At 70.5% G+C, this 25,827-nt stretch carries 18 protein-coding genes; 11 read left to right on the top strand and 7 right to left on the bottom strand.

Translation table 11 applies throughout. From position 1 onward, the window contains the following. Nucleotides 1-30 precede the first annotated feature (30 nt). Entirely contained in the window at nt 31-2,364 is a 2,334-nt protein-coding gene (locus G8A07_RS11310; protein WP_249937302.1) for a penicillin-binding protein 1A, read from the bottom strand. Between the two features lie 83 nt (nt 2,365-2,447). On the opposite strand from G8A07_RS11310, the gene sbcB reads away from it, so the two are divergent. Continuing rightward, nucleotides 2,448-3,893, top strand: a complete 1,446-nt coding sequence (gene sbcB / locus G8A07_RS11315; protein WP_195797089.1) for an exodeoxyribonuclease I — start codon at nt 2,448-2,450, stop codon at nt 3,891-3,893. 4 nt (nt 3,894-3,897) lie between these two features. Here sbcB and G8A07_RS11320 read toward each other — a convergent pair whose 3' ends face one another. Next, nucleotides 3,898-4,683, bottom strand: a complete 786-nt coding sequence (locus tag G8A07_RS11320) for an ABC transporter substrate-binding protein (RefSeq protein WP_195797090.1) — start codon at nt 4,681-4,683, stop codon at nt 3,898-3,900. A gap of 119 nt (nt 4,684-4,802) precedes the next feature. Between G8A07_RS11320 and G8A07_RS11325 the strand changes: the two genes are divergently transcribed. The 3 genes from G8A07_RS11325 (at nt 4,803) to G8A07_RS11335 (ending at nt 7,273) form a co-directional block, all read left to right on the top strand. Continuing rightward, entirely contained in the window at nt 4,803-5,315 is a 513-nt protein-coding gene (locus tag G8A07_RS11325; RefSeq protein ID WP_195797091.1) for a DUF4440 domain-containing protein, read from the top strand. Between the two features lie 38 nt (nt 5,316-5,353). Then, complete coding sequence (locus G8A07_RS11330) at nt 5,354-6,226, top strand: DNA ligase (RefSeq protein ID WP_195797092.1); 873 nt, start codon at nt 5,354-5,356, stop codon at nt 6,224-6,226. Nucleotides 6,227-6,319: 93 nt separating this feature from the next. Further along, nucleotides 6,320-7,273, top strand: a complete 954-nt coding sequence (locus tag G8A07_RS11335) for a sensor domain-containing diguanylate cyclase (RefSeq protein WP_195797093.1) — start codon at nt 6,320-6,322, stop codon at nt 7,271-7,273. 10 nt (nt 7,274-7,283) lie between these two features. On the opposite strand, the gene G8A07_RS11340 is transcribed toward G8A07_RS11335, so the two are convergent. Beyond that, nucleotides 7,284-8,291: a FecR family protein gene (locus G8A07_RS11340; RefSeq protein ID WP_195797094.1), complete on the bottom strand. Its 1,008-nt coding sequence runs from the start codon at nt 8,289-8,291 to the stop codon at nt 7,284-7,286. Continuing rightward, complete coding sequence (locus G8A07_RS11345; protein ID WP_249937303.1) at nt 8,288-8,869, bottom strand: RNA polymerase sigma factor; 582 nt, start codon at nt 8,867-8,869, stop codon at nt 8,288-8,290. The genes G8A07_RS11340 and G8A07_RS11345 overlap by 4 nt, the downstream gene beginning before the upstream one ends. Before the next feature lie 202 nt (nt 8,870-9,071). Between G8A07_RS11345 and G8A07_RS11350 the strand changes: the two genes are divergently transcribed. From G8A07_RS11350 to G8A07_RS11370, 5 genes are all read left to right on the top strand, one after another. Further along, nucleotides 9,072-10,736, top strand: coding sequence for a serine hydrolase (locus G8A07_RS11350; RefSeq protein ID WP_195797095.1), 1,665 nt, complete (start codon nt 9,072-9,074; stop codon nt 10,734-10,736). A gap of 38 nt (nt 10,737-10,774) precedes the next feature. Next, nucleotides 10,775-11,815, top strand: coding sequence for a DUF1611 domain-containing protein (locus G8A07_RS11355; protein WP_195797096.1), 1,041 nt, complete (start codon nt 10,775-10,777; stop codon nt 11,813-11,815). After that, a complete protein-coding gene (dgcA, locus tag G8A07_RS11360) occupies nt 11,805-12,791 on the top strand; it encodes an N-acetyl-D-Glu racemase DgcA (RefSeq protein ID WP_195797097.1) in 987 nt (328 codons plus the stop codon). The genes G8A07_RS11355 and dgcA overlap by 11 nt, the downstream gene beginning before the upstream one ends. Nucleotides 12,792-13,239: 448 nt before the next feature. Further along, nucleotides 13,240-13,890 (top strand): NF038120 family PEP-CTERM protein, encoded by a 651-nt coding sequence (locus tag G8A07_RS11365; protein WP_195797098.1) that lies wholly within the window; start codon nt 13,240-13,242, stop codon nt 13,888-13,890. A 25-nt stretch (nt 13,891-13,915) separates the two neighbouring features. Then, complete coding sequence (locus G8A07_RS11370) at nt 13,916-16,957, top strand: S8 family peptidase (protein WP_195797099.1); 3,042 nt, start codon at nt 13,916-13,918, stop codon at nt 16,955-16,957. 430 nt (nt 16,958-17,387) lie between these two features. On the opposite strand, the gene G8A07_RS11375 is transcribed toward G8A07_RS11370, so the two are convergent. The 3 genes from G8A07_RS11375 to G8A07_RS11385 are packed head-to-tail and all read right to left on the bottom strand — an operon-like array spanning nt 17,388 to nt 21,735. Continuing rightward, nucleotides 17,388-18,545: an FAD-binding oxidoreductase gene (locus G8A07_RS11375; RefSeq protein WP_305798653.1), complete on the bottom strand. Its 1,158-nt coding sequence runs from the start codon at nt 18,543-18,545 to the stop codon at nt 17,388-17,390. Beyond that, nucleotides 18,542-20,056, bottom strand: coding sequence for a M81 family metallopeptidase (locus tag G8A07_RS11380; RefSeq protein ID WP_249937304.1), 1,515 nt, complete (start codon nt 20,054-20,056; stop codon nt 18,542-18,544). Before G8A07_RS11380 ends, G8A07_RS11375 begins: the two co-directional genes overlap by 4 nt. Continuing rightward, a complete protein-coding gene (locus G8A07_RS11385) occupies nt 20,053-21,735 on the bottom strand; it encodes a serine hydrolase (protein ID WP_195797100.1) in 1,683 nt (560 codons plus the stop codon). The genes G8A07_RS11380 and G8A07_RS11385 overlap by 4 nt, the downstream gene beginning before the upstream one ends. A 232-nt stretch (nt 21,736-21,967) precedes the next feature. Between G8A07_RS11385 and G8A07_RS11390 the strand changes: the two genes are divergently transcribed. Both G8A07_RS11390 and G8A07_RS11395 read left to right on the top strand, forming a co-directional pair. After that, the gene (locus G8A07_RS11390; RefSeq protein ID WP_195797101.1) at nt 21,968-24,397 is read left to right on the top strand and encodes a TonB-dependent receptor; all 2,430 of its coding nucleotides are present in this window, start codon (nt 21,968-21,970) and stop codon (nt 24,395-24,397) included. A gap of 71 nt (nt 24,398-24,468) precedes the next feature. Beyond that, the gene (locus tag G8A07_RS11395; RefSeq protein WP_195797102.1) at nt 24,469-25,809 is read left to right on the top strand and encodes an MFS transporter; all 1,341 of its coding nucleotides are present in this window, start codon (nt 24,469-24,471) and stop codon (nt 25,807-25,809) included. Nucleotides 25,810-25,827 lie beyond the last annotated feature (18 nt).

Raw genomic sequence — 25,827 nt, forward strand, 5'->3', positions numbered from 1 at the left:
AGAGGAGGGCGGCCGCGCGCCCCGATCGCCTCAGGGCGTGCTGGCCGCCGAGGCCGGCGGCACGACCGGCGTGATCGGGTCCAGGCCGATGCTCTTGATGCCGGCCTCACCGGCGAATTCCTCGAAGGCCCAGTCCTCGCCCAGCCCGTCGGGGCGCGGCGCGCGCAGCAGGCCCTCGGCGGGCGGCTGGATCTCGCGCACCGGCACGCCCTTCAGCGCCTCGGCCATCAGCTCGATCCAGGCCGGCAGCGCCAGGCCGCCGCCCGATTCGCGGTCGCCCAGGCTGCGGGGCTGGTCGTAGCCCATCCAGACCACGGCCGCCAGCGAAGGGTGATAGCCGGCGAACCAGGCGTCGACCGCGTCGTTGGTGGTGCCGGTCTTGCCGTAGAGGTCGCCGCGCTTCAGCGCGCCCTGCGCGCGCGCCGCGGTGCCGCTGCGCGTCACCTCGTTGAGCAGGCTGCTCATCACGAAGGCATTGCGCTCCGAGATCGCCCGGTTCTCCTCGCTGGGCGTCTCGGGCTTGGCCTCGAACAAGACCTGACCCTTGGCGTCGACGATGCGCTCGATCACCAGCGGCTTGAGCCGGTGCCCGCCGTTGGCGAACACCGCATAGGCGCTGGCCATCTGCAGCGGGGTGGCGGCGCCGCTGCCCAGCGCCAGGGTCAGGTTGTCGGGCTGCTTGTCCAGGTCCAGGCCGAAGCGCTCGGACCATTGACGCGCGGCGTGCGGCGTGACCTTCTCCAGCAGCCGGATCGTCACCATGTTCTTGGAGCGGGCCAGGGCCTGGCGCACCGTCATCGGGCCGTCGAACTGGCCGTCGGAGTTCTTGGGCGCCCAGTCGCCGATCACGATCGGCGCATCGTCGACCAGGGTCGCGGGCGTGACGCCGGCCTCCAGCGCCGCCGAGTAGACGATGGGCTTGAAGCTGGAGCCGGGCTGGCGGAAGGCCTGGGTGGCATGGTTGAACTGGTTCTTCGCGAAGTCGAAGCCGCCGACCAGCGCGCGCACGCGGCCGGTGCCGGGCTCCAGCGCGACCAGCGCACCCTCGGCCTCGGGCAGCTGGGTGATCAGCCAGGCCCCCTTGGGATCGGCCTTGCTGGGCGCGCCGCGCAGCACGCGGATGATGGAGCCGGGCCGCACGCGCAGCTCCGCCTTGGCCTTGGGCGCCAGGCCGGAGGCCGCGCCGCGCAGGCCGTCGCCGCTGATCGTCAGGTCCTCGCCGCTCTGCAGGCTGGCCAGCACCTTGTTCGGCGAGGCCTCGATCACCACCGCGGCGCGCAACTCGTCGTTGTCCGGATGCTCGGCCAGGGCCTTGGCGATCGCCGCGTCGCGCGCGGCCTCGCCGTCGGGCAGCGCGACGAAACCCTCGGGGCCGCGGTAGGGCTTGCGGCGCTCGAAGTCCATCAGGCTGCGGCGCAGGCCGCGGTAGGCGGCGGCCTGCTCGTTCGACTCCAGGGTCGTGAAGACCTGCAGGCCTAGGGTGTAGGCCTCGTCGCCATATTGTTCGTGGATCTGCTGGCGCACCATCTCGGCGACGAACTCGGCATGCAGGCGCGGGTCCTGGGCCGAGCGGATATGCAGCTTCTCGGCCTTGGCGGCCTCCAGCTGGGCATCGTCGATCAGCTTGAGCTCATGCATGCGCGCCAGCACCACCTGCTGGCGGCGCGTCGCGCGCGTCAGGTTGGTGGCCGGGTTGGCATAGATCGGGTTCTGCGGCAGGCCGGCCAGCATCGCGGTCTCGCCCAGGCTCAGGGCGGACAGCGGCTTGCCGAAATAGACCCGCGCCGCGGCCTCGAAGCCATAGGCCCGTTGCCCCAGGAAGATCTGGTTCATGTAGATCTCGAGGATCTGCTGCTTGGAGAGCGTGCCCTCCATCTTCAGGGTCAGCAGCATCTCGATGAACTTGCGGCTGTACAGGCGCCGCTTGGTCAGGTAGAAGTCGCGCGCCAGCTGCTGGGTGATGGTCGACGCGCCCTGCTTGCGCGAGCTGAACAGATTGTTCAGGAAGGCGCGCGTGATGCCGCTGTAGGACAGGCCGCCATGCTCGTAGAACTCGGTGTCCTCGATCGCCAGCAGCGCGTCCTGCATCGATTTCGGGATCTGGTCCAGCGGCAGGTAGCGGCGCCGCTCGGCGCCGAACTCGCCGATCTGCACCCCGTCGGCGGTATAGACGCGCAGCGGCTGCTTGGGCCGGTAGTCGGTCAGCTCGGCCAGGTCGGGCAGGCTGGGATAGATCAGCACCGCGGCCACCGCCGCCAGCATCAGCAGGCCGGCGATGCCGGCCGCCATGAAGATCAGGGCACGGCGCACCAGGTCACGGTGCGGTTCGGGGACCAGGGCCAGCAGGCGCGCAAAGGGGTTCAAAGAGAGGATCCGTCGCGAGGTCGGGGTCAAAGGGGGCAAGGCGCCGATTATGACCAGCGACCACTTGGGTTATTGTGCCGGCCATGCAAGAGTTTTCCTTTTTCTGGCACGACTACGAAACCTTCGGCCGCGTGCCGCGCCATGACCGCCCGGCCCAGTTCGCCGGCCTGCGTACCGATGCCGACCTGAACGAGATCGGCGAGCCCCTGATGGTCTACTGCCGGCCGGCCGACGACTACCTGCCCGACCCCGAGTCCTGCCTGCTGACCGGCATCCTGCCCCAGCATTGCCTGGAGCAGGGCCTGCCCGAGCATGAGTTCGCCGCCGCGATCGAGGCCCAGCTGGCGCAGCCGGGCACGGTGGGCGTGGGCTACAACACGATACGTTTCGACGACGAGGTCACGCGCTTCCTGTTCTGGCGCAATCTGATCGATCCCTATGCGCGCGAGTGGAAGGATGGCTGCGGCCGCTGGGACCTGCTGGACGTGGTGCGCTGCGCCTATGCGCTGCGCCCCGAGGGCATCGAATGGCCCAAGCATGAGGACGGCCGGCCCTCCTTCAAGCTGGAGCACCTGACCGCGGCCAACGGCCTGAGCCACGAGGCGGCGCACGATGCGCTGTCCGACGTGCGCGCGACGATCGCGCTGGCGCGGCTGATCAAAACGGCCCAGCCCAAGCTGTTCGAGTTCTGCCTGAAGCTGCGCAAGAAGGACGCGGTGCAGGCCGAGATGGGCATCAACCGGCCCTTCCTGCATATCTCCGGCATGTACGGCCCGGAGCGCGGCTGCATCGCGCTGGTCTGGCCGCTGGCATGGCACCCGACCAACAAGAACGAGCTGATCGTCTGGGACCTGGCCGCCGATCCGGCCGAGCTGTTCGGGTTGGACGCCGAAACCCTGCGCCAGCGCATGTTCACCCGCCAGGCCGAGCTGCCGGAGGGCGTGACGCGGCTGCCGATCAAGACCATCCACATCAACAAATCGCCGATCGTGATCGGCAATCTGAAGACCCTGTCGCCGGCGATGGCCCAGCGCTGGGGGCTGGACATCGAGCAGGGCCTGGTCCATGCGCAGACCCTGGCCGAGCGCGGCGGCGCGCTGGCCGGGCTGTGGGGCGCCGTGTTCCAGCGCGAGGCGCTGCCGCCGCTGGATGTGGACGAGGACCTGTACGGCGGCTTCGTCGGCAACGAGGACCGCCGCGCGCTGCAACGCCTGCGCGAGCTCAAGCCCGAGCAGGTCGCGCAGCGCGCCGCCGAGGGCCGGTTGGCCTTTGCCGACGCGCGGCTGGACGAGCTGGTGTTCCGCTGGCGCGCACGCAACTTTCCGGCCACCCTGAGCGAGGCGGAGGCGCAGCGCTGGACCGAGCATCGCGCCGCGCGCCTGCATGAGGGCGAGGGCGGGGCGCAGACCCTGGCCACCTTCTTCGAGCGCATCGACGCGCTGGGTGAGGCCCTGGCGGAAGACGACGAGCGCGGCCAGGACATTCTCGGCGCGCTGTACGAGTACGCCGAGCAGATCGCGCCGGAATAGGGCGTCAGTACCAGCGGGCGCTGCGTTGCAGCATGCGGGCCAGCTCGCCGCTGGCCTGCAGCTCGGCCAAGCCCTTGTTCAAGGCCGCCAGGCGCGTCTGCAGACCTGGCTTACTGCGCGACAGCGCGGTGTAGAGCGGCATCTCGGCCACGGCCGGCTCCAGCCAGGTCAGGGCGGTGGCCGCCTCGCGCAACTGGGTCTGCAGCAGGTGGAAGGCCACGCCCTTGTCGATCAGGGCCAGGTCGATGCGGCCGGCCAGCAGCTTGCGCAGATTGCTCAGGTCGTCGACAGCCTCGTCGCGCTGCAGTTTCGCCTGCTCGAAGGCGGCGGGGTTGGCATAGTCGCGCACCGTGCCGATTTTCAGCCCGGCCAGCTTGCTCAGGTCGTGCACCGCGATCGCGCTGCCGGCCCGGGCCAGGAAACCGATCTTGTTGGTGATGCCCAGCGGCCGCGGGAAGGCCATGAAGCGCTCACGCTCCGGGCTCTGCCAGGCGCCGATCACGCCGTCCCAGGCGCCCTGCTGCAGCTCGGACAGCGCGCGCACCCAGGGCCGGTACTGCAGCTCCATGACCCAGCCCGCCCGCTCCAGCGCGGCGCGGGTGATCGCACTGGCGATGCCGCCGCCCTCCAGCGCGGCGGTGGTGTAGGGCGGGAACTCGGTGGCCACCAGGCGCAGGCGCGGTGCGGCGCCGGCTTGCGCGCGCAGCGCCAGCGGGGCCGCGGCCAGGCCCAGCAGGGCGCTGCGTCGCGAGAAACCGGAGGGGGAAACGGGGAAGAGGGAGCGGGGCACGAGTACGGATTCGATGGAGCCGCGGCGAGCGTAGCCGGCCTCGGCGGGTGTCGGGCTCGGGATTTGCGCGTGCAACGGTGAGTTTTGTCACGCTCGCGCCGCTAGGCTAGTCTTCGCCCATGACACGACGCCTATCCCTGCTACCGCTGCTGCTGGCCAGTGTGAGCCTGGCCCAGGCCGGCGAACCGGCGAACGAGGCGCAGCAATCGCGCTGGCAGCGCGAGGTGCGGGCGGCCGAATGCGGCTTCGCGGCCAGCATGGCGCGGCGCGACCTGGCCGCTTTCGAGCAGCACCTGGCCGAGGCCACCCTGTTCTTCGACGGCCGCGGCCAGCCGATCCAGGGGCGAGCCGCGGTGGTGGCGGCCTGGAAGGGCTTCTACGAGGGCGCCGAGGCGCCGTTCTCCTGGGAGCCGGACCAGATCGTCGTTGCCGGCGACGGCCAGTTGGCCTATTCCACCGGGCCGGTGCGCAATGCCAAGGGCGAGCCGGTGGCGCGCTTCAACTCGGTCTGGCGCCAGGAGGCCCCGGGCCGCTGGCGCATCGCGATCGACCGCGGCGCGCCGTTGCCGGCGGCCGACCGCCAGGCCCTGGCGCCCGCCGGCCGGGGCTGCGAGGGGCTGGCGCCGCCCTGATCGAGGGTCTAGCATCGGCGGCACAAGGGAGCGCTGCCATGCAGAAAAGGCAATTCAACGGATGGCTGGCCACCGGCCTGCTGGCGGCGCCTTGGTGGGCGCGCGGTGCGGCCGGCGCGGACGCCCCGGCGCTGCTGCTGGCGCACAAGGCGCCCGAGCGGCTCGGCGATGTGTCGCGCTACCTGGTCAGCGAGAAGCTCGACGGCGTGCGCGCCTACTGGGACGGCCGGCGCCTGCTGAGCCGCGGCGGCCAGTCGATCGCGGCGCCGGCCTGGTTCACCGCGCATCTGCCGGCCGGTCAGTCGCTGGACGGCGAGCTGTGGGCCGGGCGCGGGCGCTTCGAGGCGCTGTCGGCTGCGGTGCGGCGGCGCCGGCCGCGCGAGGCCGAATGGCAGGCGATCCGCTACATGCTGTTCGAGCTGCCGGGCGGCGAGGGCGGTTTCGCGCAGCGGGCCGAACGGCTGGTGCAGATCGCGGTCGCGGCCGGCTGGCCGGGCCTGCAGGCCGTGCCGCAGCAGCGGCTGGCCAGCGAGGCGGCGCTGCGCGGACGCCTGGCCGAGGTGTTGCGCGAGGGCGGCGAGGGGCTGATGCTGCACGAGGCCGAGGCCCCCTACCAGACCGGCCGGCGCGAGGTGCTGCTCAAGCTCAAGCCGCAGGACGATGCCGAGGCGGTGGTGCTGGCCCATCTGCCGGGCGAGGGGCGCTATGCGGGCATGCTGGGCGCGCTGCGGGTGCGCAACGAGGCGGGCCAGGTCTTCCTGCTGGGCAGCGGCTTCAGCGCGGCGCAGCGGCGCGCGCCGCCGCCCGTCGGCGCCCTGGTCAGCTACCGCTATCGCGGCCTGACGGACAAGGGCCTGCCCCGCTTCGCCAGCTTCCTGCGCGAGCTGGACGGGCCGGCGGCGGCAAAATAGGCGGTGTCGGCCGGGCCTTTCGGGGTTTTCGTCAGCGCGCAAACGCGCTACACCTGCAATAGTGCCAGGGGCCGCCGGCCCAAGGAGACGCAGATGACGCAGCAGAGCAGCCAGTCCAAGCCCGAGTCCGCCGATCACAACGGCGAGCTGATCGCCGCTCGCATGCGCGCCCTGCTGGTGCGCGCGCCGCTGGCCGCGGGCTTTGTGCAGGGCACCCGTTTCGAGGTCGTCAGCGAGCATTTCAACCACCTGTTCGGCCATGGCGACGACACCGACCTGAGCGGCCAGGACTGCCGCGCCGTGCATGTCTCTGACACGGCCCATGCCGGCATGCTGGAGCGGCAGGCCGCGGCCTTCGGCGCCGGCCGGCCGCTGGACGAGGAGGTCGAGTATGTGCGCCGCGACGGCTCGCGCTTCTGGGGCCGGCTGCAGGCCACCCCGGTGCATTGGGACGCGCCCTCGGGCGAGGCCCTGTGGATCGTCGAGGACGTGACCGCGGCCCGTCAGCTGCGCCTGCAGCCGACCTGGACCGCCAAACATGACCCGCTGACCGAGCTGGCGAACCGGCGCGAGTTCGAGCGCCGCCTGTCCGAGCATGTGGGCAGCCGGCGCCATGAGCCGGTGTCGATGCTGTGGGTGGACGTGGACCGCTTCAAGGAGGTGATCCAGTCGATGGGCCCCGAGGTGGCCGACCATTTCCTCTACGGCCTGGGCCAGATGCTGGTCACCAAGGTGCGTGCGTCGGACCTGGTGGCGCGCATGGAGAAGGATTGCTTCGCGGTGCTGCTGCCCGACTGCGACCAGCATTACGCCAGCATCGTGGCCGAGAAGCTGCGCTCCTCGATCGCGGCCTACCGCCTGCGCTGGGGCCTGCACCGCACCCGGGTCAAGGCCTGCGTCGGCGTGGTGCAGATCCACCCCAGCCTCGAGACCATCGAGGCGGTGATCGGCGCCTCGACCCTGGCCTGCGCCGAGGCCAAGGCCGCCGGCGGCGACAGCGTGCGGGTGTTCGTCTCCAGCGGGGGCTACGAGCAACTGGCGGGCTGAGGCCCGGCGCTCACAGCGCGGCGCTGGAGATCCGGATCTCCTCGCCCTCGACCTGCACCTGCAGGCCGAAGCCCGCATGCAGCAGGCGGGCGAAGGCCTCCACATTGCCGGCCTCGAACACGCCGCCGATGACGATGCGCGCGGCGGCCGCGTCCTGGATGACCAACTGCTTGCTGCCGTAGCGGTTGAACTGGCGCGCGGCCTCGGCCAGGCTGACCTCGTTGAGCACCAGCTTGCCCTGCAGCCAGCCCAGGCTGGCCGAGAGCTGCTGCGGCGAGACCTTGGTGACCAGCAGATTGCCGGCCTCGGCCAGCGCGGTGTCGGCGCGCGCCAGCACCGTGGCCCGGCCGCTGTGCTGCTCGGCCTGCACCTGCACGCGGCCCTCCAGCACGGCCACGCGCAGCTTGTCGCCGTCGCGGAACAGCGAGAACTTGGTGCCCAGCACCGTCACCCGCTGCTTGCCGGCATGGATGACGAAGGGGCGCTGCGCGTCGTGGGCGATGTCGAAGAAGGCCTCGCCGCTGTCCAGCCAGACCTGGCGCGCCTGCGGCGTCACCTCGGTGCGCAGTTGGGTGGCGGTGTTCAGGGTCAGGCGCGAGCCGTCGGCCAGGGTGACCGACTCGCGCTGGCCGCGCGCGGTGGCGTAGTCCGTGGTCTGCGGCCGCGGGCCGATGAAGTTGAGCCCCAGCACCAGGGCCAGGGTCGCCAGGCCCAGGCCGGCGGCGGCATGCTGCAGCGGCGGCCGCGCCAGCCAGGCCCAGCCGGCGCGGCGCGGCGGCAGCAGGGGCGGGGGCGGCTTGAAGGCCGGCGCGGCGCCTTGCAGCGCGCGCAGGCGGTCGGCACGCTGCCAGGCCCGGTCCAGGCGCAGGAAGGCGACGCGGTGCGCCGTCGCGGCGCCCAGCCAGGTGTCCAGTTCGGCCTGGCGTGCGGGCGACAGCTGCCCCTCGCCGCGGTCGCGCTCGGCGATCCAGTCGGCCGCACGGGCCTCGATCTCAGTCAGTTGATGGTTCTTTGTCATTGTGTTTTCCGTCCCTTTCGCAGCGGCGCCGCGACGCCGGGCGCCGCGTTGCTGCTGCCCTGCCCCGCGGACTGCAGCGCCTGTGCCAGGGCGCGCACGCCCTTGGAGACCTGGCGCTCCACCGTGTCCTCGGTGATGCCCATGCGCGAGGCGACCTCCCGCTGCGACAGCCCTTCGATCTTGCGCAGCTCGACCACCTCCCGACAGCGCGCCGGCAGCAGGTTCAGCGCCAGCTGCAGCAGCTTCAGCTCGCTGCGCGCGGCCAGGTGGCGTTCCGGGCTCAGCTCGTCCAGGGTCGGCACCAGCGCCTCGATGTCGGCATAGGTCTCGATCGAGACGATCTGCGCATGCCGGGCGCGGTCGATCAGCAGATTGCGCGCGGTCGTCAGCACGAAGGCCTGGGCCGATTCGGGCTTGCAGCGCGCGCAGCCGTCGTAGACGCGGGCATAGACCTCCTGGCGCAGATCGGGGATCTCGTCCATATCGCGCCAGTTGCGGCGCAGGAAGCGCTCCAGCATGGCCTCCTGGGGCAGCACCTCGTCCACGAACCAGGCGTTCAACTCATCGGTGTTCAACACGGCTCCTCATGCCGGCGGAGCTTGCCACGATCTGTGGACGAGGTCCGCCTGCAACTTAAGACGAAGCAGGCGCGGAAATCCGGTATGCGCGCCGCAAAGATTTTCTGGGCGCCCGAATGGCCTAGGTGGATACCCGAGGGTGGCGCGGAAATCCGCGCCTGCCCCGTCTTGATAGGGCAGCAGAACCACGCTTTCTTCTTCCATGCCCACCTCCCCAGCCCCCGATGCCTCCGGATCCCGCCTCGCCGCCCTGGATGCGCTGTTCGCCCCCTGGTGCCGCAGCGATGCGCCGGGCCTGGTGGTCGGCGTGGCGCAGCAGGGCCGCTGCGTCTACCGCCGCGGCTTCGGCCTGGCCAGCGTCGAGTCGGGCCTGACCAATACGCCCTCGACGCGCATGCGCATCGGCTCGACCAGCAAGCAGTTCACCTGCCTGGCCGCGCTGCTGCTGGCCGAGGAGGGACGGCTGGACATCGACGCCAGCGTGCGCCGCTATCTGCCCGGGCTGCCCGTGGTGGGGCCGGAGCCGAGCCTGCGCCAGCTGATGAGCCATACCAGCGGCTACCGCTGCTACCTCGACCTCGGCTTCATCGCCGAGGGCCTGGCGATCAAGCCGGCCGGCGTGGCCTGGGCCGTGCAGCGGCGCCAGCGCGCGGCCAACTTCGCGCCCGGCACCGAGGTGATCTATTGCAACAGCGGCTACCAGCTGCTCTCCAGGGTGATCGAGGAGGTGGCCGGCCAGCCCTTCGAGCGGTTCCTGCAGCAGCGCATCTTCGCGCCGCTGGGCCTGCGCGACACCGCTTCGGTGCCCAGCGATTTCGAGCTGCATCCGGGCACCGCCACCCTGCACATGCCCAGGCCGGAGGGCGGCGGCTGGCGGCGCGGCATCTTCCCGACCGAGGAGCTGCGCGGCGAGGGCGCGATGGTCTCCACGATCGACGACATGCTGCGCTGGCTGGCCCATCTGCGCGCGCCGCAGAAGATCGTGGGCAGCGCGGCCAGCTGGGCGCAGATGCTGGCGCCGACGACGCTGGCCAACGGCCATGTCAGCCCCTACGGCCTGGGCCTGATGCGGCACGACTACCGCGGTGTCGAGGTGATCCACCATGCGGGCGCGGTGATGGGCGGCAACAGCCAGATGCTGAGCGTGCCGAGCCGGGCACTGGACATCATGATCATCAGCAATGGCGCGCCCTGCAGCCCGCGCGAGCTGGCGCTGCGCATCGTCGATCTGATGCTCGGCGAGCAGGAGCTCGGCGCCGCGCAGCCGTTGGCCGCGGCCGAGCGTTTTGCGCCGCTGCTGGGCCGGCGCTACCGCGGTCGCGACAGCGGCCTGGTGTTCGGCTTCGCCCGCGCCGGCCGGGGCGATGCGCTCGGTCTGAGCCTGCTGGAGGGCGTCCCGATGCCGCTGCGCGACCAGGGCGCGCACCTGTGCAAGCCCTTCGAGGAGGGCGGCATCGGGCAGTTCTTGCTGCCGACCGAGCCTCTGGCCGGCGAGGTGCCGCCGCCATGGCTGGACCTGATCGTCTCCGGCCGCCGCGAAAGCTGCGAGCTGCTGCCCGCGACCCCGCCGGCCCAGGCTGGCGTGTCGCTGCTCGGCCGCTACCGCTGCGCCGATCTCGATGCCGAGGCGCGCATCGAGACCGACGGCGAGCGACTGCTGCTGCAGATCCGCGCCGCCTATGGCGGCAACCGCTTCGCGCTGCAGGCCCTGTCGGCCGAGGTGTTCGGCTGCCAGGCCCTGGATCTGCCGCTGGCCCAAGGCGGCAATGCGGTGCTGCGCGCTAGCCATGAGGCCGCCCGCGTCAGCGGATTTTTCCTCGACACGCCGCGCACCCGCCATCTGGCCTTCGAGCGCTGCGGCGATTGAGCTCCCGGTTTCCTTTTCTTCTTTCGGATGTTCCCGACATGCTTGTATTGCGCAAACCCTATCTGATCTTCCTGGGCGACGTCGACTCGGCCGTCGACGCCAAGACCGCCCTCGGCGTGGTCGACTGGTGCCCCGACGATGTGCTGGGCGAACTGGCTTTTCCCGAGGCCCGGGTCAGCACCGGCAAGCCGGCCCTGGGCATCGCCGCCGCGGCCGCGGCCGGCGCGGGCTCGCTGCTGATCGGCATCGCGCCGGTCGGCGGCCGGCTGCCCGCGCATTGGCTGCCCAGCCTGCTGGAGGCGGTGCGCGCGGGGCTGGACATCGTCAGCGGCCTGCACCAGCGGCTGAGCGACATCCCCGAGCTTGCCGCCGCCGCCGCCGCGGCCGGCGTGCAGCTGCACGATGTGCGCCATGGCGCCTGGCCGCGCGTGACCGGCACCGGCCGCAAGCGCAAGGGACTGCGCCTGCTGACCGTCGGCACCGACTGTGCGCTCGGCAAGAAGTACACCGCGCTGGCGCTGACCCGCGCGCTGCAGGCCCGCGGCCTGCCGGCGAGCTTTCGCGCCACCGGCCAGACCGGCGTGATGATCTCGGGCAGCGGCGTGGCGATCGACGCGGTGGTGTCCGACTTCGTCGCCGGCGTGGCCGAGCAGCTCTCGCCGGACAACGAGCCCGACCATTGGGACGTGATCGAGGGGCAGGGCTCGCTGTTCCATCCCGCCTATGCCGGCGTCACCCTGGGCCTGCTGCATGGCTCGCAGCCCGACGCGCTGGTGCTGTGCCACCACGCCGGCCGGCAGCATATCGCCAGCCTGCCCGACTTTCCGACGCCGCCGCTGGCCGAGGCGATCGAGGCCTATCTGCGGGCAGGGCGCCTGACCAATGCGGCGGTGCGCTGCGTCGGCGTGAGCATCAATTCGTCCGCGCTGAGCGAGGACGAATGGCTGAGCTACCGCGCGCGCGTCGAGGCCGAACTGGGCCTGCCCGTCGTCGACCCGATGCGTGGCGGCGGCGTCGAGCGGCTGGCCGAAGCGATCCACCACAACCACCACCAGGAGTTTTCCGATCATGTCGCTTGAATGCACGCTCACCGGCGAGAGCTGGCCCTTGCAGGAACCGTTCGAGATCTCGCGCGGCGTGATGACCGAGATCAAGGTCCTCGTCGTGCGCCTGGGCGATGGCCGCGGCCATAGCGGCTATGGCGAGGCCACCGGCGTGCCCTACAAGGGCGAGACGCAGGCTTCGATGACGGCCCAGATCGAGGCGCTGCGGCCGCGCCTGCATGCCGACCTGAGCAGCGCGGAGCTGATGAGCTGGCTGCCGCCCGGCGGGGCGCGCAACGCGCTGGACTGCGCGCTGTGGGACCTGCGCGCCAAGCAGGCCGGCCGGCGCGCCTGGCAGATGGCGGGGCTGGCGCGCGTCGAGCCGGTGCTGACGGCCTACACGATCGGCCTGGGCAGCGAGGCCGATGTGCGGCGCAAGATCCGCGCGGCGCGGCATCTGCCGATGCTCAAGCTGAAGGCCGATGCGACCCGACATCTCGACATGGTGCGTTTCGCGCGCGAGGAGCACCCGGCCGCGCGCCTGGTCGTCGATGCCAACCAGGCCTGGAGCCGCGCGCTGCTGGAGCGCATCCTGCCCGAGCTGCAGGCCCAGGGCGTCGAGCTGATCGAGCAGCCGGTCGAGCGCGGCACGGATGCCCAGCTCGACGGGCTGGTCTGCGCCATTCCGCTGGCCGCCGATGAGTCCTGCGTGGACCGCAGCTCGCTGCCGGCGCTGGTGGGCCGCTACCAATACGTCAACATCAAGCTCGACAAGTCCGGAGGCCTGACCGAAGCGCTGGCCCTGGCCCGCGAGGCCAAGGCGCTGGGTTTCGGGCTGATGGTGGGCAATATGGGCGGCACCTCGTTGGCCATGGCACCGGCCCATCTGATCGCGCAGGACTGCAGCTATGTGGACCTCGACGGCCCGATGCTGATGAGCGCGGATCGCGCGCCGGCGATGCGCTACGAGGGCGCGATGCTGGAAGCGGCCGAGGCAGCGCTTTGGGGTTGAGCGCGAACCCGGCCGCTCGCACGTAGGAGCAGGAAGGAAGGCGCAGTCATGGCTGGTGCGGGAGCACTCGGCCATGGGCCGCCGCCCATCCGGAGCCGAGCCGCGGCTCGAATGACGGCGGTGCGACCCAGGCCCGACATTCGATCGATTCGACTCGATCCCGTATGCCCGATCGGGCACGATGCCGACCCGCGCTGTCGTCTCAAAGTGGGACAAGACGAGCACCGTCAAGGCGGGCGATACCCCGATGAGCGCGAGGCAGACGGCCCGCGGCCGCGCCCTCCTAGGGTTAGCGATCTCCCTGATCCAGGGGGCGGTGAGCAACATCGAAACCGAATCTCGGGCAACAGTTGGCTACCACATCGAGGCGACAACAGCCCCGGCGTAGTGTCCAAGCCCGACGGCGCATGCCGGACGGATCCAATCGCCACATATTGAGAGGAAGCCCATGACCCGCATCAAGATGAAACGCGCATTGGCTGCACTGGCGCTGGGCGCCGGTGCGAGCATCTCGACTCAGGCCAGCCCCGTCACCTTTGACGACATCCTGCCGCAAGGCTTCTCCGGTTCGTCGATCGTCAGTGGCGGCATCACGGTGACATCGTCCGGCGAGGGTTTCTCGAACGTCGATTCGGCCCTGGCCTATGGTGCGATTGCGCCCGACAACAGCACCGGCCAGTTCCTGGCCGCGCTGAACAACGATGCCATCACATTGGCCTTGGGCGGTGGGCGCTTCCTGGGCCTCGACGCGGCCTTCATCGCACCGGTGCCGATCGCGGCGGGAACCGCCGCCGGCATGCTGCAGATCGTCGCCACGACGGCGACCGGGATCATCTCCGACCAGTTCGATTTCGGCCTCTCCGGTGCCAATGGCGTCTGGAGCTTCTTTTCGATCGACACCGACCTGCTGGGCAGCAGCGCCGTGACCTCGCTGACCCTGACGGCCTGCCTGTACGACGGCCTCGGCGGTTGCGTGCGCGACGCGTCGCTGTCGCAGTTCGGCATCGACAACCTGCGCGTCCCCGAGCCCGGCACGATCGGCCTGGTGCTCGCCGCGATCGGTCTGATGGCCGCCACCCGCCGCCGTCAATCCGTCTGACCAGTCCACCCACGAGGATCAGTCCATGACCAGATATCACGTCGTGATCGGTTCTGTGCTGGCCGCCGCCGCCTTGTCGGCCGCCGCACAGTCCGCCCCCCGCAAGGGTTACATCGTCGAGCTGGCCGATGCGCCGGCCGCCGCCTATGAAGGCAGCGTCAGCGGCCTGGCGGCCACGCGTCCGGCCGCGGGCGCCAAGCTGAACGTCAACGCCAGCCATGTGGTGGCCTATCTGTCCTACCTGAACGGCAAGGCCGGCAGCGTGACGGCGGCCGTCCCCGCTGCGACGGTCTATCAACGCTATGGCGTGGCCTTCAACGGCTTCGCGGCCAAGCTGAGCGATGTCGAGCTGCAGAAGCTGCTGGCGACGCCGGGCGTCAAGGCCATCACCGCCGACGAGCCGAGCAAGCTCGACACCACCTACACGCCGAGCTATCTGGGCCTGACCGGCCCCAATGGCCTCTGGTCCAAGCTGGACGGCACCGGCCGCGCGCTGAAGGGCGAGGACATCATCATCGGCCATGTCGACACCGGCGTCTGGCCCGAGGATCCGTCGTTCTCGGACAAGGTCGATGCCACCGGCAAGCCGGTGTCTTCGCATCTGCCCGGCACTGTGGTCTACGGCCCGCCGCCGGCCAAGTGGACCGGCACCTGCCAGGCCGGCAGCGGCTTCACCCCCAGCATGTGCAACAACAAGCTGATCGGTGCCCGCTACTTCAACGCCGGCTACAAGAGCTTCAACGGCAACTCCGCGTGGGCCTTCGAGTATCTCGATTCGCCGCGCGACGGCGACGGCCACGGCTCGCACACCTTGAGCACCTCGGGCGGCAACGAGGGCGTCTCGGCCCTGGTCGGCGGCGCCAGCGCCGTCTCCGGCATGTCGGGCATCGCACCGCGTGCCCGCGTCGCTTCGTACAAGGCCTGCTACACCGCGGCCGGCGGCCGGGACGATCCGAACACGGGCTGCTACCCCTCCGACACCCTGGCGGCCGTCAACCAGGCCGTCGCCGACGGGGTCGATGTCATCAACTACTCGATCGGCGGTAGCCGGACGAGCTTTGCCGACGCGCTGCAGACGGCCTTCCGCGCCGCCGCCGCCGCCGGTGTCTACGTGTCGGCCTCGGCGGGCAACTCCAACGTCAACGGCGCCTCGACGGTGGCTCACATCAGCCCCTGGCTGATGACGGTGGGCAACTCGACGCACGACCGCTACACCGAGGCGATCGTCACGCTCGGCAACGGCGCCACCGCGCAGGGCGCGTCGTTCCAGAGCACCGGCCTGTCGGCCCAAGCCCTGGTCTGGTCGCGCAACTCTGGCTTCGGTGCACCGGCGGCCCAGGGCTCGAACCAGGCGCTGTGCCTCGGCGCTGCCGATGGCGTGGCCGCGCTGCTCGACCCGGCCAAGGTCGGCGGCAAGATCCTGGTCTGCGACCGGGGTGGCAATGTGCTGGTCAACAAGGTGGCCAATGCCAAGGCCGCCGGAGCCGTCGGCGTGATCATCCTGAACACGCCAGCGTCGGCCAACACCACGCCGCTGATCTCGGCCGTGCTGCCCACCGTGCATCTGCCGCTGGCGGCCTTTGCCGCCGTCACCGCCGAGGCCTCGTCGCCCACCGGCACGGCGGCCTTCGGTGCCGGCTTCCAGGTCGCCGGCGTCGTCTCGCCGGTCATGTCGGGGACCTCGTCGCGCGGCCCGAACCTGGCCGACCTGAACATCCTTAAGCCCGATATCACCGCCCCAGGCACCGACATCATCGCGGCCTATATGAACCGCGATCTGACGCAGGCCGAGCGCGACGCCGTCGCGGCCGGCACGCTGATTCCTCCGCCCTGGGCCGAGATGATCTCCGGCACCTCGATGGCGAGCCCGCACTCGGCTGGCCTGGGCGCCTTGCTCAAGCAAGCCAATCCGGGCTGGTCGCCCTATGCGATCAAGTCGGTGATCATGACCAGCGCCTTGCAGAACGTGAAGCTGGCCAACGGCGCGATCGACGCCAACCGCTGGGGCTTCGGCGCGGGCCACATCAACCCGAACCAGGCGTTGGCGACCAAGGTCGTGTTCGACCAGACGAACGCCGATCATCTGGCCTATCGCAACGGCGCCTTGAGCGGCACGGCGCTGAACCTGGCCTCGATGACCGCGAGCAACGTCATCGGCATCCAGACCTTCACGCGCCGGCTGACCAACAAGGGCACGTCACCGCGCACCTACACGGCCAGCGCCAGCGTGCCGGGCTTCAGTACCGTCGTTACTCCGGCCAACTTCGTGATCGCTCCGGGCGCCACGCAGACCTTCACGGTCCAGCTGACGCGCACCACGGCGGCCACGGCCACCTGGGTCTTCGGTGAGGTCGTGTTCGTCGGCGACGACGGCGTCAACCTGCGCAGCCCGGTGACGGTGCGGCCGCTGACCTTCGTCGGCAGCGCCAGCGTGACCGACACGCGGCCCGTCGGTACCAAGGTCTTCACGGTGGCAACCGGCTACAACGGAACGTTCAACATCCAGGCCAGTGGCATGGTGGCGGCGACCCGGCTGGCCGGTAACGTGGCGCAGAACCAGTCGGTGTGCTTCCCGTTCGCGGTGCCGGCGGGCGCCAAGCAGCTGCGCGCGCAGCTGTTCGACAGCGAGACCGGCGGCGGCGGTGCGCGGGACATCGACCTGCGGGTGCTGCGCGCCGGCGCTGAGGTCGGCTCCAGCGGCGGGGTGACCTCCGAGGAGCTGGTCATCCTCAACAACCCGACGGCGGATGCGAACTACCAGGTCTGCGCCGACGGCTACAACGCCCCGGTTGCCGGAGCTTCCAACTTCACGATCAACCTGTGGGTGGTGCCGGCCGTCACAACGCCGGCCAGCCTGAAGGCCTTCGGCCCGTCCACCGCGACGGCCGGCGGCACCGCTTCGGTGGGTCTGTCGTGGAACGTCGCGGCGGGCAACCGCCACCTCGGTGTGGTCGAGTACCGCGAGACTGCGGCCAGCGCCGTGTTGGGCACGACCACGGTGTTCATCGACGCTAGCGCCGCCGCGCCGGCGCAGGCACCGCTGCTGCGCGCGAAGCCGCTGAACTGACAGCGGCCGGTTCGCTCCGGCGAGCCGGCGTCGCGCAAGAGAGAGGGCCCCATGCGGGGCCCTTTTCGTTGGCTCTTTGTGCGTCTAATTGATGACGCTGTGAGATGGTGAAGGTCTGAGCGCAGGAGGGCGGGCAGGCCTGCTGCTACGTGTCCCCCGGCCGCTTCGCGGCCTCCTCCTCGACCTCCGCATCAGGCCCGCCCACCCTCCTGCTTGGCGTTGCGTCTGGTTTTCTTCGCGAGCCACTTGCGGTGGAGAAGCCGGGATGCGGGCATGCGCAATTGCGCAGGTCGAGGAGGAGGGCCGCAAAGCGGCCCGGGGGACACGGAGCAAATGCGCATGCCCGCGTCCCGGCGCCACCCGGCTCTGCGTAGGGCTCATCAAGACCCACAAGTCAATGAACAACGAGCCTTTTCCTTTCCTGCGTTCGCTAGGAGCTTCCCGTTCGCACCAAGCGCACCGGCGACAGCATCGCCGCGCTGAGCCCGAAGTCCACCAGCCGCTGCGGCAGCGGCCGGCCGCGCGCCAGGGCCGCGCAGGCCTCGCCCATCGCGGCGCAGGTCTGGATGCCGTAGCCGCCCTGGCCCGCGAGCCAGAAGAAGCCGGGCGCCTCGGTATCGAAGCCGCCGACCAGGCCGCCGTCGGCGACGAAGGAGCGCAGCCCCGCCCAGGTATGACTGGGCCGGCGGATGGCCAGGGTCGTCATCTCCTCGATGCGGTGGATCGCCAGCGCGATGTCCAGCTCCTCGGGCTGCACGTCGTGCGGTGCCACCGGGTCGGCGTTGGCCGGCGAGCCCAGCAGCGCGCCGGCATCGGGTTTGAAGTACCAGTCCTCATCGGCTCCGAACACCAGCGGCCAGGCATGGCTGTCGATGCCGGCCGGCGGCGCGAACATGAAGGCGGAGCGGCGCCGCGGCTCCAGGCCGATGGGCCGCACGCCGGCCAGCCGCGCGATCTCGTCGGCCCAGGCCCCGGCCGCGTTGATCACGACTGGCGCCTGGTAGACCCGCCCGCCGGCATGCACGCGCCAGTCGGCGCCCTGGCGCTCGATCGCCGTGACCTCGGCATCGCAGACCAGGCCGCCACCGGCGCGGCGCAGCTCGCGCAGGAAACCCTGATGCAGCGCATGCACATCCATGTCGACCGCCTCGGGCTCGTGGATCGCGCCGAGCAGCAGTTCGCGCCGCAGCACCGGCACCATCTCGCAGGCCGCGTCGACCGAGAGCCGGTGCGCGTTCGGGGTGATGCCGCGCAGCACTTCCCAGTGCCGCTCGTAGGGCTCGCGCTGCGCCGCCGTGGCGACGAAGAGGGCGCCGCGCGGCGTCAGCAGCGGATGCTCCGAATAGCCGGGTGGCGGCTGCTCGAAGAAGGCGCGGCTGGCGCGCGTCAGCGCGCGCACCTGGGCATTGCCGTAGCTCTCCATGAACAGCGCGGCCGAGCGGCCGGTGGCGTGATAGCCGGGCTGGTTCTCGCGCTCCAGCACCAGGGTGCGCGCATGCGGTGCCAGCCAGCGCGCCACCGAGGCGCCAGCGATGCCGCCGCCGACGACCAGGCAATCGGCCGTGCCGATCTCGGGCCGCTGGCTCATGTGCCGGCCTCGCCCCGGGCGGCGAAGCCATGCGGGTCGGCGACGCGCGGCCAGTAGTCGAGGTCGCGCACCTGGTAGGGCAGGCGGGCGAAGTCCATGTCGATCGCGCCGGGCGTCGTCACATAGAGGATCTCGCGGGCCAGCGGCGCGAACTGGGCATGGAAATGCTGGGTCGACTTGACGATGATCAGCCGCTTGGCGGCGAGCTCAATGCCCAGGCCGGTGAAGACCGTCGGCGAGAAGGTCTGGCTGCGTACGCTGACCAATACGATGTCCAGCCCGTTGGCCGCCTGCACCCAGACGCTGGGGCCCAGCGGCGCGATCTCGTCGGTCGAGTTCAGGCCGATCTGCACATGCTGGTCGACGACGCCCTTGACGACGACCTCCAGGTCCACCGGCATGCCCGAGGCCGGCCCGCATTTGCCGCCCAGGCGCAGCGCGATGCGCGCGCCGACGCCGGCGTCGCGGCAGAGCTGGATCGCGCCGAGATCCCAGAAGGCGCCGATCGCGGCACCCTGCGTGCCGCGCGCCAGCAGGGCCTGCAGGATGAAGCTGCTGTCGCTCATCGCGCCGCCGCCGGCGTTGTCGGCGATGTCGGCGATGACGACCGGCCCGCCCTCGATGCGCGCGGCGCGGTCCAGCGCCGTCTCGATGTCCAGCATCGGCGTCACGGTCTGCTCGCGCAGCGCCCAGAACTCGCGGCCCAGCCGCTCCGCCAAGATCGCGGCCAAGGCCGGATCGTTGTCGGTGATGACCCACAGCCGCGCGCCCGACTCGGGCACATCGCCCCAGGGAAAGCCATGGCCCAGCGACACCGACAGCACACCGGGCTGGCGCTCGACTTCCTGCATGCGGCGCACGAAGCCGGCCATCGGTTCGCGCGTCGTGTGCCACAGGCCCACCATCTTGCAGTCGAACATCGCCGCGGTCGGGCGCAGCTTGCCGGCCGCCGTGTCGAGCACGATGCGCAGCAGCTCCTGCAAGCGCGGCAGCGCGTCGACATGCGGATATTCCTTGTAGGCGATGATCGCGTCGGCCGAGCGTTGCATCAGCGCGGTGTAGTGGCAATGCAGGTCCAGCTCCACGCCGATCGGCACCGTCGGCCCGACGATCTCGCGCACGCGGGCGGCCAGGTCGCCCTCGCAATCGTCGTAGCCATCGGCCACCATCGCGCCGTGCAGGATCAGGATCACACCGTCGACCGGCCCGGCCGCACGCAGGTCATCCAGGATGTCATCGCGCAGGCGCTCGTAGACCGCGCGCACCGTGCGGCCCAGCGGCTGCGCGAAGGCGCTGAGGCTCTCGACCAGCCGATGGCCCTCGGCGGCCAGCAGCCGGCGCAGCTCGACCATCGAGCCGCCCAGACCCTGCGGGTCGCGCGTGCTGGCGTCACCGCGGTAGATGCCGTATTCCTCGAAGCTGCCCCAGCCGGTCGGCGCCGCGGCATAGGTATTGGTCTCGGTGGCCAGGAAGGCGGCAAAGATCTTCATCATCTTCTTATCGTTGCTCATGCGGATGGCTCCTCGCGGATGAAACGCAGGCGCCGCAGCCGCGGCGCGTCCAGGCGCAGGCCGGTGATACGGCCAGCCTGGCGATCGATGTTGATGATGCCGGCGCCGCCGATGCCCGCGAACAGCGCATCGGCCGGCAGGGCCAGCAGCACCTCCGACGATAGCGGCTGCAGGCGATAGGCGCTGCGGCCATGGGCGCCCTGCAGGCGCAGGATGATCTGCTGGGTCTCGCCCGCGCCCTCGATCTCGACTTGGGCGTCGGTCTGCAGGTCCGGCACGCGGTAGCGGCCGGCCAGCGCGGGTGCCAGCGCGGCGCTGCTGGGTGGCCGCTCGGGCAGCAGCGCGCAGCGCAGCAGATGGCCGCCGTCGCTGAGGGTCAGCATCTCGGGGGCGGTCGCGCCGGCGAGTTCCTCGAGCGCGAAGCCGAGCGGGTTCAGCGCGCTGTCCTCGCAGGGCAGCAGGGCCTCGTTGCCCATCTTGCGCAGCGGCATGCCGCGGCTGCCCAGCCAGTTGAGCGCGAGCTTGCCGCCCGCATCCTCGAAGCCGAACACCGCGCCGGTCGCCGCGGCGTGGTAATGCCGGCCGAGCAGGGCCGCATGGGCCGCGGCCGGCACATGCTCGGGCGCAGCGCCGAGGGCATCGCCGAGCAGCGCATCGATGATCTGGAAGCCCAGCGCCACCGGCGAGACGGGCGCGCCGTTGACCATGATCATGATGTCCAGCTGATGCCCGGGCACGGTGATCATCTGCGAGGTGGCGCCCATCACCGCGCCCGCATGATGGATCACCTCGACGCCGCGATAGTCGTGGCGCATCAGGCCCAGCGCATAGGGCAGGCGCAGACCGGTCGAGAGCCGCGGCAGCTCGATCATCTGCGCCCAGCTGGCCGCGCTGCCGACCGTCTTGTGCGGGCCGCGCAGATGGGCCAGCCAGCGCAGCATGTCGTCGATGGTCGAGACCAGCGAGCCGCTGCCGCGCAGCTCGCTGGGGTAGATGCCGCGCTGCAGCCCGCCGCCGGCCGCGGCCGGCAGGGCCTGGTACTGCATCGCCATGCCGGGGCGGATGTCGAGATCGCTGGTCACCGATTCGGTGTCGTGCATGCCCAGCGGCGCGAAGATGCGCTCGCGCATGAAGTCCTCGAAGCGCTGGCCGCTCAGGCGTTCGATCACGCGCGCCAGCAACTGGTAGCCGGTGTTCGAATAGATCATGCGCGTGCCCGGCTCGAAGTTGAGCTCGCGATTGGGATCGGGCAGCGGCTGGCTCCAGTCCGCCTTGGGCAGGATGGCCATGCCCTGCGCGACCGTGGGCAGGTCGGTGCGCCAGCCGCCCAGGTGCTGCATCAGCTGGCGCAGGGTCGGCCCGGCCGGATGCAGCACCGGCAGCTCGGGCAGGTGCCGGTAGACCAGATCGTCGATGTCCAGCCGGCCGTCCTCGGCCAGCAGCAGCACGCCCAGGCAGGTGAACTGCTTGCTGGTGGATGCAATGCGCACACGCGTGCGCGGCGACATGCCGACACCTTGTTCAATGCTGGCGAGGCCGACGCCGCGCCGGTAGAGGGTCTGGCCCGCGCGTGCGACGCCGACGACCAGGCCCGGCGCATCGCTGCGGTTGAAGGGCTGAAGCAGGGCGTCGATGGCCGCGAGGCCGGTCGGAGGCGGGGAGCTGTGGGTGCTTGTCATGGCGTGATCGAGTGGAGGACCGGATCGGTGGAGAGAGGCGGAGGAGGGTGGTGATGCAGCGAGCTTGTCGAGCGCTCGCTCCTCTATCTAGACGGGCGAGCGTTCCGTTTCCGGTATGCCCCTGCGCAGGGCCTAGGTGTTTACGCCGAGAGGGGAGGAATTGCTACCGGAAGATGACGAGTCGTCCGTCTTTGTTGGGTAGCAGTTCATCGTTTCCAACCAAGGATTCCCAATGAAGAAATGCGTACGTGGCCGGACCCTGCGCCGTCTGGCCCTGGCCTGTACCCTGGCCGTTGCCGCTGCGGCCCAGGCCCAGAACCGCGAGTTCGATGTCGCCGCCGGTGACCTGAAGGCCGCGCTCGATGCGTACATCGCCCAGGCCGGTGTCCAGCTGTTCTACAAGGTCGACGACCTCAAGGGCCTGTCGACCAAGGGTCTGAAGGGCAGCCTGCCGCCCGAGCAGGCGCTGGCCCGCCTGATTGAAGGCACGCGGCTGAAGGTCAGGCGCGATGAGAGCGGCGCGATGGTGCTGTTCGTCGCACCGCCGGAGGATCCCAAGCCGCGCGCCGATGTGTCGACCCTGGACTCGGTCATGGTCAGCGCCTCGCGTCGCCGCGAGCCAGTGCGCGAGGTGCCGCTGAAGGTCGACGTGCTGCAGACCGATGCGCTGGAGCGCAGCGGCGCCCGCGAGCTGGGCGACTATGTGGCTCATCAGCCTGGCGTCACGCTGACGCATGGCGGCGCATTTTCCGGCGCGCTGAGCATCCGCGGCCTGGCGACGGCCTCGGTCGGCGCGGCCTCGGTCGGCGTCTATGTCGACGATGTGGCTACCGGCTCCAGCGCGCCCTATGGCCTGGGCGCGATCACGCCGCTGGACATGGGCCTGCTGGACCTGCACCACATCGAGATACTGCGCGGCCCGCAGGGCACCCTGTACGGTGCCGGCGCGATGGGCGGCCTGATCAAGTATGTGACCAACGAACCCGACACCGCCGAGTTCTCCGGCAGTGCGCGGCTCGCGGTCTCGTCCACCCAATACGGCGGCATGGGCCACACGGTCAACGGCGTGGTCAATGTGCCGCTGAAGACCGATGTGGCGGCGCTGCGCTTCGCCGCCTACACCACGCGCTTCGGCGGCTATGACGACGCCGTCGGGCGGGTGGTCGAGGAGAACATCAACCGCGGCACCACCACCGGCGCACGCATCTCGGCGCTGCTGACGCCAAACCGGCACCTGTCGGCGCGCCTGACCTTCACCTCGCAGGAAGCCAAGCGCGTTGGCAACGACTACGAAGAGCTGGATCTCGTCACCGGCAAGGCGCCGCTGGGCGAGCGGGTGCGCAAGCTCGACGCCCGCGAGCCCAGCAGCGCGCGCACCCAGCTGCTGGGCATGGACATCGAATACAACATGGGCTGGGCCCGGCTCAATGCCATCACCTCGGTGCAGGACGTGAAGCTGCATGGCGTGACCGATGCTTCCTCCTACTATGTGCCGATCCTGAACCGGCTCGGCGTGCCGGCCACCGCGTTCTGGGGCAACAGCCGCGGCAAGCAGCACCGCGTCAGTCAGGAGTTCCGCTTGACCTCGAGCGCCTCGCGCGACATCGAATGGCTGGCCGGTCTCTACATCAACCGCGAGCGTTCCAGCGTCGCCGGCGGCTTCGGCTACATGACCAGCAGCGGCCTCGGCACGCTCAATCTCTACGAGACGACGAAACCCGCGACCTATCACGACCTCGCGCTCTATGGCGATGTGACCTGGCATGCCACGCCCGCGCTGGCGTTGACCGGCGGCGTGCGCGTCGGCCGCATGGAGCAGAGCTTCACCAACACCTCCGCGGGCCTGCTGGCCGGCGGCACCTCCTCCAATGGCGGCGAGTCGGAGGAGACCGCCACCACCTGGCTGGCCACCGCCGGCTACAAGCTCGATGCGCAGAGCTCGCTCTACGCCCGCATCGCCAGCGGCTACCGGCCCGGCGGGCCGAACGGCCTGCTGCCGACGACCTCGCCGGCGGTCAAGCCGATGTTCAAGTCCGACTCCCTGTGGAGCTACGAGGCCGGCTACAAGGCCGTGCTGCTGGAGCGCCGGCTGACGGTCGAGGCCGCCCTCTACGACATCGAATGGAGCGACATCCAGCAGACGATGCGGGATGGTGAGCTTTTCGGCTTCTTCACCAATGCCGGCAAGGCGCGCGTCCGCGGCGGCGAGCTGGCCCTGAGCTGGCAGCCGAGCGCGGCCTGGCGCTTCGACGGTTCGCTGTCCCTGATCGATGCGAAGCTGCGCACCGATGCAGATGGCCTGGGCGGCCATGCCGGCGACCGCCTGCCCGACACCGCCCGCATCTCCGCCACCCTGTCCGCCACGCACAACTTCGAGCTCGTGGGCCGCCCGGCCTATCTGGGCGTGAATGCGCGCCATGTCGGCGAGCGCCATGCCGGCTTTCCCAACAGCGCGCTCTCGATCAACTACCTGCTGCCGAGCTACACCGTGTACGGCCTGCAGGCCGGCATTGACTTCGAGCGCTTCAAGCTCTCCGCCTATCTGCGCAACCTGAGCAACAGCCGTGGCCTGGCCGCGGTCGCCGTGACCTCCGCGACCGCCGGCAACGCGGTGGTGGTCGAACCGCGCACCCTCGGCGTGGCCGTCAACGTCCCCTTCTGATCATGGCTCTACTGACACAGACCGCCGAACCGGCGGCTTCCTCCTCGCACGCCCCTACTACATCCGCACCGGTGGAGCGGCGCGCCGGCGCCGCTTCCTGGTACGCGCTGCTGGTGCTGCTGATCGCCACCGTGCTCGGTTCGATCGACGGCATGCTGATCACCCTGCTGACCGAGCCGATGCGCCATACCCTGTCGCTGTCGGACACCCAGATCGGCATGCTGAAGGGCGCGGGGCTGATCCTGTTCGCCGGCCTCGCCACCCTGCCGCTGGGCTGGCTCAGCGACCGCTTCGACCGCCGCTTCGTGCTGGCCGGCTGCGTGCTGCTGTGGAGCGCGGCGACCGGGCTGCGTGGCACGGCGATGGACTACAGCATGCTGTTCATCGCCTCGATCGGCCTGGGCGTCGGCGAGGCGGGGCTGGGGCCGATCACGCACAGCCTGATCCCCGACCTGTTCCCGCGCGCCCAGCGCGTGCTGGCGAATGCGATCTTCGGCATCTCGGCCGTCTTTGGTAGCGCCCTCGGCGCGGTGCTGGGCGGCAGCATCGTGCGGGCGGTCGAGAACTCGCGCCACCTGCTGTCGGTCGACTGGCACGCCTACGAGACCTGGCGCCTGACCTTCTTCGCGATGGCCCTGGTCGGCATCCCGGTGGCGCTACTGGCGCTGACCATCCGCAGTGGTCGCAGCGGGCGCGGCGCGGCGGCCGCCGTCCATGATCCCTCTCCATCGACCACCACCGCCGCCCACGACGAGACCGGCATCAGCTTTCGCGACTACATGCGGGACCATTGGCGCACCCTGGCCGGCCTGGTGATCGGCTCGGGCCTGGCCTCGGTCGGGCTGAGCTCGGTCGGCGGCTGGATCCCCATCGTCGCGGCGCGCCAGTTCAACATCCAGCCGGCCGAGCTCGGCCAGGGCATTGGCCTGGCCGTGATGGCGGGCACCGTGGTCGGCGGCGCGCTGGGCGTGCTCGCGATGCGCGTGGCGCGCCGCCGCGTCGGTCCGGCGGCGGCTGTGCGGGTGCTGACCCTGGGCTACTGCGCCGCCGCGCTGGTCTCGATCGGCCTGCTTTTCGTGCGCTCGTCGTTCGACGTGTTCGTGCTGCTGGCCCTGTTGGTGGTGCCGCTGATCTGCGGCTCCGTCGTGCTCCCGAACGTGCTGCAGCAGGTCGCGCCGGCCCATCTGCGCTCTCGCATCGTCGGCGTGCTGGTGATGTGCGGCCTGCCCTTCAGCGTGCTCGGGCCGATGGCCATCGGTGTGATCTCGGACGCGGTCAAGCATGTGCCCAACGGGCTGGCGATGGCCGTCGTGGCCATCACCCTGACCGGCTGCCTGTTTGGTGCCTGCCTGCTGCGCGCCTACGAGGCTCCCTTCGTTCGCCTGCTGAAGGCCATGAACGCCGATTACTGACAACCAGCTCCCAACACC

The sequence above is a fragment of the Roseateles sp. DAIF2 genome (genome assembly GCF_015624425.1).
GTDB lineage: Bacteria > Pseudomonadota > Gammaproteobacteria > Burkholderiales > Burkholderiaceae_C > Kinneretia.

What these genes read in the sequence shown, in the direction of transcription:
- sbcB (WP_195797089.1), top strand. Translation starts at nt 2,448, where the DNA reads ATGCAAGAGTTTTCCTTTTTCTGGCACGACTACGAAACCTTCGGCCGC.
- G8A07_RS11325 (WP_195797091.1), top strand. Translation starts at nt 4,803, where the DNA reads ATGACACGACGCCTATCCCTGCTACCGCTGCTGCTGGCCAGTGTGAGC.
- G8A07_RS11330 (WP_195797092.1), top strand. Translation starts at nt 5,354, where the DNA reads ATGCAGAAAAGGCAATTCAACGGATGGCTGGCCACCGGCCTGCTGGCG.
- G8A07_RS11335 (WP_195797093.1), top strand. Translation starts at nt 6,320, where the DNA reads ATGACGCAGCAGAGCAGCCAGTCCAAGCCCGAGTCCGCCGATCACAAC.
- G8A07_RS11340 (WP_195797094.1), bottom strand. Translation starts at nt 8,291, where the DNA reads ATGACAAAGAACCATCAACTGACTGAGATCGAGGCCCGTGCGGCCGAC.
- G8A07_RS11350 (WP_195797095.1), top strand. Translation starts at nt 9,072, where the DNA reads ATGCCCACCTCCCCAGCCCCCGATGCCTCCGGATCCCGCCTCGCCGCC.
- G8A07_RS11355 (WP_195797096.1), top strand. Translation starts at nt 10,775, where the DNA reads ATGCTTGTATTGCGCAAACCCTATCTGATCTTCCTGGGCGACGTCGAC.
- dgcA (WP_195797097.1), top strand. Translation starts at nt 11,805, where the DNA reads ATGTCGCTTGAATGCACGCTCACCGGCGAGAGCTGGCCCTTGCAGGAA.
- G8A07_RS11365 (WP_195797098.1), top strand. Translation starts at nt 13,240, where the DNA reads ATGACCCGCATCAAGATGAAACGCGCATTGGCTGCACTGGCGCTGGGC.
- G8A07_RS11370 (WP_195797099.1), top strand. Translation starts at nt 13,916, where the DNA reads ATGACCAGATATCACGTCGTGATCGGTTCTGTGCTGGCCGCCGCCGCC.
- G8A07_RS11375 (WP_305798653.1), bottom strand. Translation starts at nt 18,545, where the DNA reads ATGAGCCAGCGGCCCGAGATCGGCACGGCCGATTGCCTGGTCGTCGGC.
- G8A07_RS11380 (WP_249937304.1), bottom strand. Translation starts at nt 20,056, where the DNA reads ATGAGCAACGATAAGAAGATGATGAAGATCTTTGCCGCCTTCCTGGCC.
- G8A07_RS11385 (WP_195797100.1), bottom strand. Translation starts at nt 21,735, where the DNA reads ATGACAAGCACCCACAGCTCCCCGCCTCCGACCGGCCTCGCGGCCATC.
- G8A07_RS11390 (WP_195797101.1), top strand. Translation starts at nt 21,968, where the DNA reads ATGAAGAAATGCGTACGTGGCCGGACCCTGCGCCGTCTGGCCCTGGCC.